The 12446-nt window shown below is 67.2% G+C and carries 19 protein-coding genes; 16 read left to right on the top strand and 3 right to left on the bottom strand.

Features of this window, described 5'->3' with window-relative positions; all coding sequences use genetic code 11:
- The first annotated feature begins 20 nt into the window (after window positions 1–20).
- Entirely contained in the window at window positions 21–260 is a 240-nt protein-coding gene (locus RXV95_RS00220) for an acyl carrier protein (RefSeq protein WP_338467018.1), read from the top strand.
- A gap of 11 nt (window positions 261–271) precedes the next feature.
- Window positions 272–1480, top strand: coding sequence for an aminotransferase class I/II-fold pyridoxal phosphate-dependent enzyme (locus RXV95_RS00225; protein ID WP_338467019.1), 1209 nt, complete (start codon window positions 272–274; stop codon window positions 1478–1480).
- A gap of 25 nt (window positions 1481–1505) precedes the next feature.
- Here RXV95_RS00225 and RXV95_RS00230 read toward each other — a convergent pair whose 3' ends face one another.
- A complete protein-coding gene (locus RXV95_RS00230) occupies window positions 1506–2351 on the bottom strand; it encodes a sterol desaturase family protein (RefSeq protein ID WP_338467020.1) in 846 nt (281 codons plus the stop codon).
- A gap of 79 nt (window positions 2352–2430) precedes the next feature.
- Between RXV95_RS00230 and RXV95_RS00235 the strand changes: the two genes are divergently transcribed.
- Complete coding sequence (locus tag RXV95_RS00235) at window positions 2431–3111, top strand: Crp/Fnr family transcriptional regulator (protein ID WP_338467021.1); 681 nt, start codon at window positions 2431–2433, stop codon at window positions 3109–3111.
- Between the two features lie 24 nt (window positions 3112–3135).
- Here the strand turns inward: RXV95_RS00235 and RXV95_RS00240 are convergent, their stop codons facing one another.
- Both RXV95_RS00240 and RXV95_RS00245 read right to left on the bottom strand, forming a co-directional pair.
- Window positions 3136–3786 (bottom strand): glutathione S-transferase, encoded by a 651-nt coding sequence (locus tag RXV95_RS00240; RefSeq protein WP_338467022.1) that lies wholly within the window; start codon window positions 3784–3786, stop codon window positions 3136–3138.
- 19 nt (window positions 3787–3805) lie between these two features.
- The gene (locus tag RXV95_RS00245) at window positions 3806–4444 is read right to left on the bottom strand and encodes a YqaA family protein (RefSeq protein ID WP_338467023.1); all 639 of its coding nucleotides are present in this window, start codon (window positions 4442–4444) and stop codon (window positions 3806–3808) included.
- A gap of 207 nt (window positions 4445–4651) precedes the next feature.
- Here RXV95_RS00245 and RXV95_RS00250 point away from each other — a divergent pair, with 207 nt between their 5' ends.
- The 13 genes from RXV95_RS00250 (at window position 4652) to RXV95_RS00310 (ending at window position 12438) form a co-directional block, all read left to right on the top strand.
- Window positions 4652–5146, top strand: coding sequence for a hypothetical protein (locus tag RXV95_RS00250; RefSeq protein WP_338467024.1), 495 nt, complete (start codon window positions 4652–4654; stop codon window positions 5144–5146).
- The gene (locus tag RXV95_RS00255; protein WP_338467025.1) at window positions 5136–6455 is read left to right on the top strand and encodes a terminase family protein; all 1320 of its coding nucleotides are present in this window, start codon (window positions 5136–5138) and stop codon (window positions 6453–6455) included. Before RXV95_RS00250 ends, RXV95_RS00255 begins: the two co-directional genes overlap by 11 nt.
- 60 nt (window positions 6456–6515) lie before the next feature.
- The gene (locus RXV95_RS00260) at window positions 6516–7688 is read left to right on the top strand and encodes a phage portal protein (RefSeq protein ID WP_338467026.1); all 1173 of its coding nucleotides are present in this window, start codon (window positions 6516–6518) and stop codon (window positions 7686–7688) included.
- Entirely contained in the window at window positions 7685–7993 is a 309-nt protein-coding gene (locus tag RXV95_RS00265; RefSeq protein ID WP_338467027.1) for a DUF6127 family protein, read from the top strand. The genes RXV95_RS00260 and RXV95_RS00265 overlap by 4 nt, the downstream gene beginning before the upstream one ends.
- A complete protein-coding gene (locus tag RXV95_RS00270) occupies window positions 7990–8424 on the top strand; it encodes an HK97 family phage prohead protease (protein ID WP_338467028.1) in 435 nt (144 codons plus the stop codon). The genes RXV95_RS00265 and RXV95_RS00270 overlap by 4 nt, the downstream gene beginning before the upstream one ends.
- Window positions 8425–8463: 39 nt before the next feature.
- Window positions 8464–9630 carry a phage major capsid protein gene (locus RXV95_RS00275; RefSeq protein ID WP_338467029.1) on the top strand — a complete coding sequence of 389 codons (1167 nt, stop codon included), beginning with the start codon at window positions 8464–8466 and terminating at the stop codon, window positions 9628–9630.
- Window positions 9631–9785: 155 nt separating this feature from the next.
- Window positions 9786–10334 (top strand): hypothetical protein, encoded by a 549-nt coding sequence (locus tag RXV95_RS00280; RefSeq protein ID WP_338467030.1) that lies wholly within the window; start codon window positions 9786–9788, stop codon window positions 10332–10334.
- A complete protein-coding gene (locus RXV95_RS00285) occupies window positions 10331–10486 on the top strand; it encodes a hypothetical protein (RefSeq protein ID WP_338467031.1) in 156 nt (51 codons plus the stop codon). The genes RXV95_RS00280 and RXV95_RS00285 overlap by 4 nt, the downstream gene beginning before the upstream one ends.
- Before the next feature lie 6 nt (window positions 10487–10492).
- A complete protein-coding gene (locus tag RXV95_RS00290; RefSeq protein WP_338467032.1) occupies window positions 10493–10888 on the top strand; it encodes a DUF3168 domain-containing protein in 396 nt (131 codons plus the stop codon).
- A 51-nt stretch (window positions 10889–10939) separates the two neighbouring features.
- Window positions 10940–11347 carry a phage major tail protein, TP901-1 family gene (locus RXV95_RS00295; RefSeq protein ID WP_338467033.1) on the top strand — a complete coding sequence of 136 codons (408 nt, stop codon included), beginning with the start codon at window positions 10940–10942 and terminating at the stop codon, window positions 11345–11347.
- On the top strand, window positions 11344–11676 hold the full coding sequence (locus tag RXV95_RS00300; RefSeq protein ID WP_338467034.1) for a gene transfer agent family protein: 333 nt from the start codon (window positions 11344–11346) through the stop codon (window positions 11674–11676). The genes RXV95_RS00295 and RXV95_RS00300 overlap by 4 nt, the downstream gene beginning before the upstream one ends.
- Before the next feature lie 2 nt (window positions 11677–11678).
- On the top strand, window positions 11679–11870 hold the full coding sequence (locus RXV95_RS00305; RefSeq protein ID WP_338468596.1) for a phage tail assembly chaperone: 192 nt from the start codon (window positions 11679–11681) through the stop codon (window positions 11868–11870).
- The gene (locus RXV95_RS00310; RefSeq protein ID WP_338467035.1) at window positions 11863–12438 is read left to right on the top strand and encodes a tail tape measure protein; all 576 of its coding nucleotides are present in this window, start codon (window positions 11863–11865) and stop codon (window positions 12436–12438) included. The genes RXV95_RS00305 and RXV95_RS00310 overlap by 8 nt, the downstream gene beginning before the upstream one ends.
- Window positions 12439–12446 lie beyond the last annotated feature (8 nt).

The raw sequence follows: 12446 nt of genomic DNA on the forward strand, positions 1-12446 counted from the left end.
TTGCCGCAACGGAGACAAAAATGGATCGCGCGCAAACCGCCGAGCGCATCGCCGGCATCATCGAACCCTTCAACAAGAAGGGCGTCGCCATAACCGAAACGACCACCTTCGCCGGCGATCTGGAGTGGGACAGCCTCACCGTGATGGATTTTGTCGCTGCCATCGAGGACGAGTTCGACATCATCATCAGCATGAACCAGCAGGCCGAGATCGAAACCTACGGCCAGCTGATCGACGCCGTATCGAAGCTCGCAGCCTGAGGACGCGCCAGATGACCGAAGGCACCGACCTGTTCAGCAAGTTCGACCCGCTGATCGAACAGCGCCGCGCCCTGCTCGAAACCGGGATGGAAGATCCGTTCGGGCTGGTGATGGAGCGCGTGATCAGCCCCACCGTCGCCATGTGCAACGGGCGCGAGACGATCCTGCTGGGCACGTACAACTACATGGGCATGACCTTCGATCCCGACGTGATCGAAGCGGGCAAGCAGGCGCTCGACGATTTCGGATCGGGCACCACCGGAAGCCGTGTGCTGAACGGGACTTATGCCGGCCACAAGGCGGTTGAGCAGGCGCTCTGCGATTTTTACGGCATGGACCACGCGATGGTCTTTTCCACCGGCTACCAGGCCAACCTGGGAATCATCTCCACCATCGCCGGCAAGGGCGATTACATCGTGCTCGACATCGACAGCCACGCCTCCATCTGGGACGGCTGCAAGATGGGCGATGCCGAAGTGGTGCCGTTCAGGCACAACGACATAGAGGCGATGGAAAAACGCCTGCGCCGCATCCCGGAAGGCGCGGGCAAGCTGGTGGTGCTGGAAGGCGTCTATTCGATGCTGGGCGACATCGCGCCGCTGAAAGAGATGATCGCCATCGCCAAGCAGCATGGCGCGATGGTGCTCGTGGACGAAGCGCATTCGATGGGCTTCATCGGCCCCAACGGGCGCGGCGTGGCCGAAGAGCAGGGCGTGCTGGACGACGTGGACTTCGTGATCGGCACGTTCTCCAAGTCGGTCGGCACCGTGGGGGGCTTCTGCGTTTCGAACCACCCGAAGTTCGAGATCATGCGCCTTGTCTGCCGCCCCTATGTGTTCACCGCCAGCCTTCCGCCCAGCGTGGTGGCGACGGCGGCGACGTCCATCCGCAAGCTGATGCACGCGGGGAACAAGCGCGCGCACCTGTGGGAGAACTCCAAGGTTCTGCACAAGGGCCTGCGCGACGCGGGTTTCCAGCTTGGCACCGACGAGCCGCAGAGCGCGATCATCTCTGTCATCATGCCCGATCTTGAGCGCGGCGCCGCGATGTGGGAAGCGCTGCTGAAGGAAGGGCTTTACGTGAACCTTGCCCGTCCGCCGGCGACCCCCGCGAACATGACGCTGCTGCGCTGTTCGCTCTGCGCGGAGCATTCCGCCGCACAGGTGCAGACGATCATCGGGATGTTCACGCGCGCAGGAAAGGCGGTGGGGATCATCTGACCCCCGCCGCCTCCGGGTTCGCGGCTTACGCCGTCGCAGGCGCTGCCGCAGGCTCCTCTCCGTCCGGGTATTCCTTGTTTTCGGGCACGATCGGCCAGGCAAGCTGCTGGCCCCAGCCCGAAGGCGGAAGGTTTTCCACGCCGAAGCTTTGCGGATAGGTCCGCGTGATCTTTGCCGTGCCGAACAGCACGTCCCAGAAGAACAGCAGGTTGCCGAAGTTGCCCTTGTAGTTCACCGCAGGGTCGTCCGCGTGGCGGCCGTGGTGGGCATGGTGCGTGGCGGGCGTGGAGATCGTGCGTTCCACCACCCACATCACCGGCGAGAGCCACTTGATGCGATAGAGCGGCTTGTCCCACGCGACATCGGAATGTGCGCCGATGATTACCGCCAGCTTGACCACCAGGTATCCGGCATAGACCCAGCCGAGGCCCAGATAGACCAGCACCGCCGAAATCCAGATCCCCGGCATCATCGCGTAATAGAACAGGTTGTTCCGGTAGGTGAGCCGGATGCTCATATACCGTGCATCGTGATGCGCGCGGTGGAGGTTATAAAGCCAGTGCGTGGAATGGCTGGCGCGGTGCCACCAGTACTGGGTCAGATCGTCCCCGATCACGAACAGCAGGATCGCCGCGAATACGTTGAGGTTCGAAAGTACGCCCTGCCATTCGGGGGCGAGCGCGCCCATGCCCAGGCTGACACCGGCGATGATCGCGGGCTGGGTGAACATCAGCAGCATCACGCCGCCCACGATTTCGACAATCGCGTCGTCGCGCGTCTGTTCGGGTTTTGAAAGGAGATCCGACCGCAGGAATTCCAGCAGGCCGAAACCGATATAGATGGCGATGATCACCAGCGTGGACGTTGGCATGGTCTCTCCGAAAGATTTTTTCTTGCCTTGCCTCTGCCGTAGCGTCAGTTCTTGCAACAGAATGCCAAAAACCTTGCAATTGGATTCCCCCGAAACCTCCACGCGCCCGTTCAGCGCGCCAACGCTTTTCGCGCAGCTTCCGCCCGATGCGCAGGCGCGACTGCGCGGCCCGGCGCCGCGCCGCCGCTTCGCCGACGGCGAACTGGTGCAGCAGCGGGGGGACGAAAGCGCGGGCTTCTGGCTGATAGAGCGCGGGCAGGTGCGGCTGGGCCAGTTTTCGCAGCACGGCACGTTCAGCGCGGTTTCGCAGGTCGGCCCCGGTGACAGCTTCGGCGAACTTGCGCTGCTGGCCGGGCGGCGGCGCATCGTGGACGGCTATGCGGTGGGGCAGGCCGAACTCCTGTGGATCGACGGCCCGTCCTACGAAGCGGAGCTTGCCGCCGATCCCGCGGCGATGCGCAAGCAACTGGCCACCCTTTCGATAGAGCTTCAGGAGTTCATCGATTTCGTCGCCATCCTGCAGCGCGGAGACGCGGGCGCGCGCATCGCGCATTTCCTTGCCAACCTGTCGCGCGACAAGTCGCTGCCGTGCGCGGTGCGGATGACCCAGCAAGACCTTGCCGAACTTGTCGGCGCAACGCGAATGACGGTGAGCACGGTGCTTGCCCGGCTGGAAGCGAACGGCGCCATCCGGCGCGGCTACCGCGTGATCGAAGTGACAGACCCCGCGCTTCTGCGCGACCTTGCGGAGCGCGAATGACCGGGTGATCCGCGTCGGCGCAAATCAGCCCAGTGGATCGGTTTCCGTTCCGGTCGATCCTTGCGCTGCCTTGGCGCGGCGGAATCCCTCACGCCGGGTCAGGCGATCGAAATAGGCAGCCATGCCCGGCGTCACCTGCTCGGCCAGCCCGATCGACTGCGCCAGCATGACCGCATAGCCAACCGATATATCCGCCATCGTGAAGCGCCCCGCGCAGGCATATTCCGTGCCCATCATCGTTTCGGCGTTGCGCAGGCGCGATCCGAACCATTGCGCATAGTCTTCCGCCGCTTGCGCCACGCGCCGATCTGGCGGCTCCATCCGGGTGTAGCGCAAGTGGATCGTCTGCGGGAAGGTAAGCGTCGCCTCGCCCATGTGCAGAAAGTTGAGATACGGCGCATAATCCGCCTCGTCCGCCGCAACGGCAAGGTCGCTCGGCCCGAAGCGGGTGGCCAGGAAATGCGGGATCGCCGCGCTTTCGGTCATCAGCTTGCCGTCGACCACCATCGCCGGAACGGTGCCCAGCGGGTTGATGTCGCGATATCCGTCGACCCGCGCGCGCGGCGGGAAGGGCATCAGTTCCAGGTCATAGGGCAGGCCCATTTCCTCCAGCGCCCAGAGCGCGCGGAACGAGCGCGCATCGCGGCAATGATAAAGGCGGATCGATCCGTTCATCCCCGTCGCCCCATCCCCGTTACCCCAATGTCGCCATCGTCGCGCTTTCGCATTTCGCTTCGGTCTTGTGCCCGCTTCCGCCCAGCAGCGTGAGCACAAGGAAGCCGCCGACCACCAGGACCACGAAGCCCGCGGTGACGAGCGCGAGATACTTGTCGATGAAGGCCTTGATCGGCGCGCCAAACAGGCGGAACAGCACGCCCACGATCATGAAACTGATCGAACGGCTGACAAGGCTCGCCAGGATGAACGGCACGATCGGCATGGCGATGAAGCCGGCGGTGATCGTCAACAGCTTGAACGGGATGGGCGTGGCGCCCTTGATCATGATGATCTCGGCCCCGTATTCGCGCAGATAGCACGCCGCCTTGGGAAAGCTGTCGGTCAGGTGCAGCGCGGCGAGCAGCTGGGTGCCCACGCTGTCGTACAGGAAATGCCCGATCGCATAGCCCAGCAGGCCGCCGGTGACCGAGGCCAGCGTGGCGATCGCGGCAAAGCGGATCGCTTTTTTCGGTTCTGCCAGGCACATCAGGCCCAGCAGCGGGTGCGGCGGGATCGGGAAGAAGCTGGCTTCCACGAAGGCGAACAGCGCCAGCCACCATTCGGCGTGCGGGTGCGACGCCTTGGCCATGGTCCAATTGTATAGGCGGCGCAGCATAAGGCCCGGCAACTCCCCGTAAATCGGTGCGCCGCGCTGCTTAGGCGAACCGGCCGCAAAGCGCCAGCGTCAATCGTATTAACCTATTTGGCACTTTTATCTTGACATCGTGACACTGTTTGGTTAGGTAAGACGAACATCGCGATAGAGCGAGTCGCCGCCGGGCAACTCGCCTCCAGCGTCATCCCCCAAAGGACTGTCCCCAGCATGACCCAGCCGAAGCGCACGCCCTCCGGCGTGAAGCGTGCTGCCGCGCGCACAAAGATCACCCCCGCGCAAAAGGAAGCTGGCGGCGAAGGTTCGATCAACAAGCACTGGCGAACCTATTTCCTGCAGGAACTGGCGATGACGTCTAACGTGACGGCCAGCGCCGCCGCCGCCGGCGTTTCGCCCAGCCGCGCCTACAAAGCCCGGCGCGAACACGCAGACTTCGCCGCGCAATGGCGCGCCGCCCTGTACGAAGGGTACGAACACCTTGAGATGGAGGTGCTTGCCTATCTGCGCGGCAATGCGCCGGACAAGAAGATCGACGTTGCCAACGCCATCCGCCTTCTGGCCGCGCACCGCGAAACGGTGGCCCGGATGCGTGCGCTGGAAGAGGACGGAGACGAACAGGCCGTGCTCGATTCGATCGACGCGATGATCGATGCGATGCGCCAGCGCAGCCAGCAGAACGCGGCGGAAAGCGGCGATGACATCTGAATCGCGGCGCGAGTGGCTGGAAAACCTGCCTGTCGCAGATCTCCGCCGCGCGCTTTGGAATATGAGCCCGCGCCAGCGCCGATCCATCCGCCATCACTGGCACTTGTGGGCGCACGAAGGTCAGTTACCCCCGCCCGGCGCCTGGCACTGCTGGCTGATCATGGCGGGACGCGGCTTCGGCAAGACGAGGGCCGGGGCCGAATGGGTACGCGCCGTGGCGGAACGCGATCCGGCGGCGCGCATCGCGCTGGTCGGCGCGTCGCTTGGCGAAGTGCGCAGCGTGCAGGTGGAAGGCGAAAGCGGCATCCTTGCCGTCTCTCCGTGGCGGCGGCGGCCGAAGTTCGAACCTTCGCGGCGCCTTCTGGTGTGGCCCAACGGTGCGGAGGCGCGGCTCTATTCGGCGGGCGAACCCGAATCCCTGCGCGGTCCGCAGCACAGCCATGCGTGGTGCGACGAGATCGCCAAATGGGATAATTCGGGCGGAAGGGCCGGTTCGGCCTGGGACAACATGCAGTTCGGATTGCGGCTTGGCGCATGGCCGCGCGTTATGGCGACAACCACGCCGCGCGCCGTGCCGCTGCTGCGCCGGATACTGGATGACAGGCACGCCGTCGTCACGCGCGGCGCGACCGGGGCGAACAGTCGCAACCTTCCGCCCGCCTTCATGCGCGCGGTGCGCCGCCAGTTCGCGGGAACGAAGCTGGGCCGGCAGGAACTGGACGGCGAATTGATAGAGGACATCGAAGGCGCGCTGTGGAGCCGCGCGCTGATCGAACGGACCCGCGAAAACGGCTCACCGCCGCTCACCCGCGTGGTGATCGGCGTCGATCCCCCGGCCAGCGCCGATGGCGACGCCTGCGGGATCGTGGCGGTGGGGCTCGGCGAAGACAGGGTGGCGCACGTGCTTGCGGACCTCTCCGTCGAACGGCCGAGCCCCGAAACCTGGGCCCGCGCCGTGGCGGACGGGGCCGCCCAGTGGCAGGCGGATCGTGTCGTGGCCGAAGCCAATCAGGGCGGCGCGATGGTGGAAAGCGTGCTGCGCGCCGCCGACGCCGTGCTGCCGCTGCGCCTTGTCCACGCCAGCCGTGGAAAGGCCGCGCGGGCAGAGCCTGTCGCCGCGCTCTACGAAGCGGGCCGCGTGCGCCATGCCGGTACGTTCCCGGCGCTGGAAGACCAGCTTTGCGGCCTGATGCCGGGCGGCGAATATCGCGGCCCCACCCGCTCCCCCGACCGCGCCGACGCGGCGGTATGGGCGCTGACCGAACTGATGCTGGGCCGCGCAAACGTGCCGCGCATACGGCCTGCATGATGTGGCGCCCCTTTGCCGGAGGCGGGGGGCATATCGAAATTTAACCAGAAAGGATCGTGGATGTCCTTCCTCGAAACCCTGTCGGCCGCCTTCAAGGGTGTGCCGGCGCCCGAGCGGCCGCCATTGGCGCGCAGCTTCGCATCGCCGTGGTTCGCGCCCGACTGGCGCGGCGGCGATGCGCGGCCGTTCCGATACGAACCCGCCGTGCGCGCCGCCTATCTGCGCAATCCGGTAGCGCAACGCGCGGTGCGCATCGTTGCCGAAGGGATTGGCGGCGTTCCGGTCAACGCATCGGACACGGCGCTGGGCACGCTCGTCTCTGCCACAAGCGGCGGGCAGGCGCTGCTGGAAACGCTGGCCAGCCACCTGCTGCTGCACGGCAACAGTTATATCCAGGTGTTGCGCGACGCCGCGGGCCACCCGGCGGAACTGTTCGCGCTGCGCCCCGAACGCGTGACCGTGCTGCCCGATGCCACCGGCTGGCCCAGTGCATTCCGCTACAAGGTGGGAGAGCGCGTGCTGACCATCCCCGCGCGTGACGATGCGGACCGCGCGAACCTGATCCACGTGCGCGCCTTCCATCCGGCGGACGACCACTATGGCGCGGGCTGCCTCGATGCCGCCGACGAAGCGGTGGCAATCCACAACGCGGCATCCGCCTGGAACCTTTCGTTGCTGGAAAACGCGGCGCGGCCTTCGGGCGCGCTGGTTTACGATCCCGGCGATCCCGGCGCGGCGCTTTCCGCCGACCAGTTCGAGCGGGTGAAGGCGGAGCTGACCGCCGCCTTCGCCGGACAGGCCAACGCGGGCCGGCCGATGCTGCTGGAAGGCGGGCTGAAATGGCAATCGATGGCGCTGACGCCCGCGGACATGGACTTTGCCACGCTGAAGGCCGCCGCCGCGCGCGACATCGCGCTGGCATTCGGCGTGCCGCCGATGCTGCTCGGCATTCCGGGCGACAACACCTATTCGAACTACAAGGAAGCCAACCGCGCGCTGTGGCGGCTTTCGCTGCTGCCCCTGGCGGGCAAGCTGCTTTCCGCGATTGCAGAGGGGCTGGCGGCCGACTTCACCGATGCCGCGCTGTCGGTCGATCTGGACCGGGTGCCCGCGCTTGCCGAAGACCGCGAGAAGCTGTGGGCGCAGGTAAGCGGCGCGGACTTTCTTTCCGACGGCGAAAAGCGCGCGATGCTGGGCCTGCCGCCCCGACCCGCCGCGCAGGTGCAGCCATGACCCGCGCGGAGATGCTCGCCCGCCTGATCGCCCAGGCGGAGAGCGAGGGCGGCGACATGGTGACGCTTCGCGCCATCGTGGAGGAAGCGACCGGCCTCGGCGCGGAGCGCGTGTTGACGCGGATGGGCCTGGCAGACCCCGGCGCGCCCGACGACCTGAACGAACTGCGCGAACTGCTGCGCGCGTGGCGCGACGCCAAGGCCAGCGCGTGGAAGGCGGCAATCGGCTGGGTCGTGCGCGGCGTGCTGGCGCTTCTGCTGTTTGCCATCGCCGTCCGGCTCGGTTTCGGAGATCTTGTGCAATGACAACGCCCACGCCCCTCGCCTCCACGGAAACGCGGCTGGCCGGCTATGCCGCGATCTTCGGGCGCCGCGACAATGGCGGCGACACAATCCTGCCCGGCGCCTTTGCGCGCACGCTGGCCAGCCACGCCGCGCGGCACGCGCCGATCCCGCTGTTCTGGCAGCACCGGCCCGAACAGCAGGTCGGCTGGATCGACCATGCGCAAGAGGATGCGCGCGGGCTGCGGATCGTCGCCCGCCTGACCAATCCCGATGGCGCAAAGGCCGCGCTGGTCCGCGACGGAACGGTGCGCGGCCTGTCGTTCGGATACCGCGTAACCGCCGCGCGCCGCACGCGCGCCGGGCGCGACATCGTGGCGGTCGACCTTGTCGAGGTCAGCCTTGTCACCCGGCCGATGCAGCCCTTCGCGCAAGTCCACCTCGTCACCGCCTGATCCCCCCGTTTTTCCCATTCTTCGCAGAAAGGACCACCAATGGACGCAATTCCCGATTTCGCAATCGACCAGACCGAAACGAAAGCCGACCCGCTGCCCGCCAGCTTCGACATCGTGGCCCGCCAGGATGCGCAGGAAGCCGATATCGCGGCGATCCGCGCCGATGTGGACGACGTGAAGGGCAGGCTCGACCGCGTCAGCCGCGCCGCCGCGCGCCCGATGCTCGATGGTGCGACCCCCGCCGCAAGCGCCGAAGTGAAGGGCTTTGTCGACGGTTACCTGCGCCACGGCCGCGAGACGGAGCTGAAATCGATGAGCGCGTCGGCCCCGTCCGACGGCGGCTATGCCGTCCCGCACGAGATCGACGCGATGATTGCCCGCCAGCTGGTGGAAATCAGCCCGATCCGCGCGCTGGCCCAGGTGGTGCAGACCGGCACCAGCGGTTATCGCAAGCTGGTTTCGACCGGCGGAACCGCCAGCGGGTGGGTCAGCGAAGTGGCGGCGCGACCCGAAACCGATACGCCCCAGTTCGCGGAAATCGCACCGCCTTCGGGCGAACTCTATGCCAATCCGGCGGCAAGCCAGGCGATGCTGGACGATGCGGCTTTCGACCTTGAAAGCTGGCTGGCCAGCGAAATCGCGGTGGAATTCGCCCGCGCCGAGGGTGCCGCGTTCGTCAACGGATCGGGCGCGAACCAGCCGCGCGGCTTCCTTGCCGCCCCGGCATCGGCCGCAGTGGACGGCGTCCGCACCTTCGGAACACTGCAATATGTCGGCTCGGGCGACGCCAACGGGTTCGACGCCGCGCCCGAAGCCAAGCTGATCGACCTTGTCCACACGATGAAGGCCGGGCACCGCCAGGGTGCATCGTGGGTGATGAACTCGGCAACGCTGGCCATCGTCCGCAAGCTGAAAACCAGCGACGGCGCATTCCTGTGGCAGCCGGGACTGGTGGAAGGCCAGCCTGACCGCCTGCTGGGCTATCCGGTGGTGGAAGTGGAAGACATGCCGGACGTTGCCGCCGGTAACGTGCCGGTGGCCTTCGGCAACTTCCGCGCCGGCTATCTGGTTGCCGAACGCTCCGCCACGTCGATCCTGCGCGATCCGTTCACCAACAAGCCCTTCGTCCACTTCTATGCGACCAGGCGCATCGGCGGGCAGGTGACGGATAGCGACGCGATCAAGCTGCTGCGGATCGAAGCGTAAGGCGGCGGGCAGGCCTCGCATCCCGTCCAAGACGCCGGACGCGTGCCGGGGGATTTCCCTTCCCCTGTTCCCCGGCACGCACGACGGCGCGCGCCCGCGCTGCGGCCATCGTGCCGCGCGCGGGCGCTTTCCTTTCCCTTTATCCGGAGATTGCCATGAAGCGGGCAATTGTCGCGCCGCCGGTGCTGTCCCCGGCGGCACTTGGCGAACTGAAGGCGTGGCTGGGCGTGACCACCGCGCACGACGACGCCGAACTCCTCGCGCTGCTGGGCGCGGCCCTCGACCTGTGCGAGGGTTTTACCGGAACGATGCCGCTGGAGGCGGGCTGCGAGGACGTTCTGCCCGCCCGCGCCGCGTGGCAGGCGCTGTCCGCGCGGCCGGTGCAGGCGATAACCGCGCTTGCCGCGCTGGCCATCGACGGAAGCCGCCGCCCGCTGGACCCGACGGATTACGAGCTTGACCTTGGCGCGGACGGAACCGGCCGCCTGCGCCTGCTCGCCCCGGTCGGCGAAGGCCGGATCGTCGCAGGCTATACGGCGGGGCTTTCGCCCGATTGGGCGGGCCTTCCCGAAGCGTTGCGGCAGGGGCTGGTCCGCCTGGCCGCGTTCCAGCATCGCGAACGCGATAGCGGCGGTGCGTCGCCCCTTCCCCCGGCAGCGGTTTCCGCGCTGTGGCGGCCGTGGCGGCGGGTGCGCGTGGCATGATCCGGGCTGCTGCAGACTTTGCCGCCCTGACGCAACGCCTGACCGCGAAAGCCGAAGCGATCGCCCGCGCCCGCGCGGCGTCAATCCGGCTGGGCAGCCAGCGGACATGGCGCGATGCCCGCCTGCTCTGGCCGCTTTCCCGCGAGGAGTAATGCGCAATGGAGATACCCTTCCGCGCGGTCCTGCTGGACTGGCTATCCACCGATGCCGCCCTGCCGGACGCGCTCAACACCATTTCGGAAGAAGCGCCGTCGCGCAGCGCTCTGCCGTGGCTGGCGATCTCCGCCAGTTCGTCAACCGGCTGGGGCACCAAGGACGTGGCGGGCCGCGAAGTGCGCATCGCGCTGGAACTTCACACGCGCGGCGACACGTCCCTTGCCGACGCGGCTCTGGTCGCCGCGATAGAGCGGCGCATCGAAGGCCTGCCCGCCGACCAGTCGGCAGCCGGGTTCCGCATCGCCAGCCTCGTCTTCACCCGCGCCCGCGCAGAACAGCGCGGCGAGGCATCGCGCGCGATGCTGCTTGAATACCGTGCGCGCCTGCTCGCCGCATGAGCCTTCCCATTCCCTTCCGATCAAGCGTTCCGTTCAAAAGGAGACTGACCCATGGCTGCCCAGAAAGGCTCTGCCTTCCTGCTCAAGATTTCAGACGGCGCCGTGCCGCCCGCGTACCAGACCGTGGCGGGCCTTCGCACCACGCAGATGTCGATCAACGGCGATGCCGTGGTGATTACCAGCAAGGATTCGGGCGGATGGCGCGAATTGCTGTCGGGCGCGGGCACGCGATCGGTTTCGGTCAGCGCGGCGGGTATATTCCTCGGTTCCGCCGCCGAAGCGCAGATCCGCGCATGCGCGTTGGACGGCTCGATCGCCGGATACCAGCTCGCCTTTGAAGACGGTGAGAAGATGCAGGGCCGGTTCCTGGTGCAGCGGCTGGACTATGCCGGGGACTTCAATGGCGAGCGCAACTATACCTTGACGCTGGAAAGTTCAGGCGAGGTAGCGGCGGCATGACCGCTGGCCAATCCGGGCACGAACGGCCCAACCCGCATCGCGGCGAAGCGGCGCTGGTTCTGGACGGGACCACGTACCGCTTGCGCCCCACGTTCGCCGCGCTGGTCGATGCCGAACAGGAACTTGGTCCGCTGTTCTCGCTGGTCGAACGGGCAAGCGCGGGCGAATTGCGCCTTTCGGAAATGGTCGCGCTGTTCTGGCACTGCCTGGCGGACGGACATGGGCTTTCGCGCGCCGGATTTGCCGACGCGGTGGTGCGCGGGGGACTGGCGGGTGCGACGCCCGCCCTGCGAACGCTGATGACGCAAGTGCTGAAGGGCGGCGCGTGACGCTGCCGTTCGGCGCCGCCGCCGCGCGGCTGTGCGGACAGGCGGCGCTGCTGCTTGGCTGGCGGCCCGCCGAATTCTGGGCCGCAACGCCCGAAGAGCTTGGCTGCATCCTGTCCGCCCACGCCCCGGACCGGGGCGAAAGCATGGACCGGCGGACGCTGGACAAGATGATGGAGCGCGAAAGCGATGGATGAACTCGATACCCTGGTGATCGGTGTGCGCGCCGATACGCAGGGCTTCACTTCGGACGTGCAGGCGATGCGCGGCAGTTTCGATTCGATCCTGGTCGACGGTTTCTCGCGCGCCGGCAACACGCTTGAACGCGGCCTGACGGCGGCAATCCGCAAGGGCAGCCTCGGCTTCGAGGACTTGCGCCGCGTGGCGCTTGGCGTGCTGGGCGACATTGCATCGCGGGCGGTTTCGGCCGGTCTTGGTTCGTTGGGGTTGGGATCGATGACCGGAGCGGGCGGCGTCGCCGGCGGCCTTGGCGCGCTGGCCGGCTCTATCCTCGGCCTGCCGGGCCGCGCGACGGGCGGACCGGTTACACCCGGTCGCGGATACGTGGTGGGCGAACGCGGGCCGGAACTGTTCGTGCCCACGTCTGCGGGCCGCGTGGAAGCGGGCGCGCCCACCGCCGCCGCGCGCAACGTGAACGTGGCGATCAAGGTGGTGGCGCCGGCAGGCTCCTCCACGCCCGAAAGCCTTAAGCGGTCCAGCCGCCAGGTCGCGCAGGCGGTTCGCCGCGCGCTCGCCGAGTATTGAGGGAGGGC

It is taken from the genome of Novosphingobium sp. ZN18A2, from assembly GCF_036784765.1.
Classification (GTDB): Bacteria; Pseudomonadota; Alphaproteobacteria; order Sphingomonadales; family Sphingomonadaceae; genus Novosphingobium.

Coding starts and splice junctions, on each gene's coding strand:
- RXV95_RS00250 (WP_338467024.1), top strand. CDS start 4,652: ATGACCCAGCCGAAGCGCACGCCCTCCGGCGTGAAGCGTGCTGCCGCG.
- RXV95_RS00255 (WP_338467025.1), top strand. CDS start 5,136: ATGACATCTGAATCGCGGCGCGAGTGGCTGGAAAACCTGCCTGTCGCA.
- RXV95_RS00240 (WP_338467022.1), bottom strand. CDS start 3,786: ATGAACGGATCGATCCGCCTTTATCATTGCCGCGATGCGCGCTCGTTC.
- RXV95_RS00300 (WP_338467034.1), top strand. CDS start 11,344: ATGACCGCTGGCCAATCCGGGCACGAACGGCCCAACCCGCATCGCGGC.
- RXV95_RS00270 (WP_338467028.1), top strand. CDS start 7,990: ATGACAACGCCCACGCCCCTCGCCTCCACGGAAACGCGGCTGGCCGGC.
- RXV95_RS00265 (WP_338467027.1), top strand. CDS start 7,685: ATGACCCGCGCGGAGATGCTCGCCCGCCTGATCGCCCAGGCGGAGAGC.
- RXV95_RS00275 (WP_338467029.1), top strand. CDS start 8,464: ATGGACGCAATTCCCGATTTCGCAATCGACCAGACCGAAACGAAAGCC.
- RXV95_RS00225 (WP_338467019.1), top strand. CDS start 272: ATGACCGAAGGCACCGACCTGTTCAGCAAGTTCGACCCGCTGATCGAA.
- RXV95_RS00285 (WP_338467031.1), top strand. CDS start 10,331: ATGATCCGGGCTGCTGCAGACTTTGCCGCCCTGACGCAACGCCTGACC.
- RXV95_RS00290 (WP_338467032.1), top strand. CDS start 10,493: ATGGAGATACCCTTCCGCGCGGTCCTGCTGGACTGGCTATCCACCGAT.
- RXV95_RS00230 (WP_338467020.1), bottom strand. CDS start 2,351: ATGCCAACGTCCACGCTGGTGATCATCGCCATCTATATCGGTTTCGGC.
- RXV95_RS00310 (WP_338467035.1), top strand. CDS start 11,863: ATGGATGAACTCGATACCCTGGTGATCGGTGTGCGCGCCGATACGCAG.
- RXV95_RS00220 (WP_338467018.1), top strand. CDS start 21: ATGGATCGCGCGCAAACCGCCGAGCGCATCGCCGGCATCATCGAACCC.
- RXV95_RS00260 (WP_338467026.1), top strand. CDS start 6,516: ATGTCCTTCCTCGAAACCCTGTCGGCCGCCTTCAAGGGTGTGCCGGCG.
- RXV95_RS00280 (WP_338467030.1), top strand. CDS start 9,786: ATGAAGCGGGCAATTGTCGCGCCGCCGGTGCTGTCCCCGGCGGCACTT.
- RXV95_RS00245 (WP_338467023.1), bottom strand. CDS start 4,444: ATGCTGCGCCGCCTATACAATTGGACCATGGCCAAGGCGTCGCACCCG.
- RXV95_RS00295 (WP_338467033.1), top strand. CDS start 10,940: ATGGCTGCCCAGAAAGGCTCTGCCTTCCTGCTCAAGATTTCAGACGGC.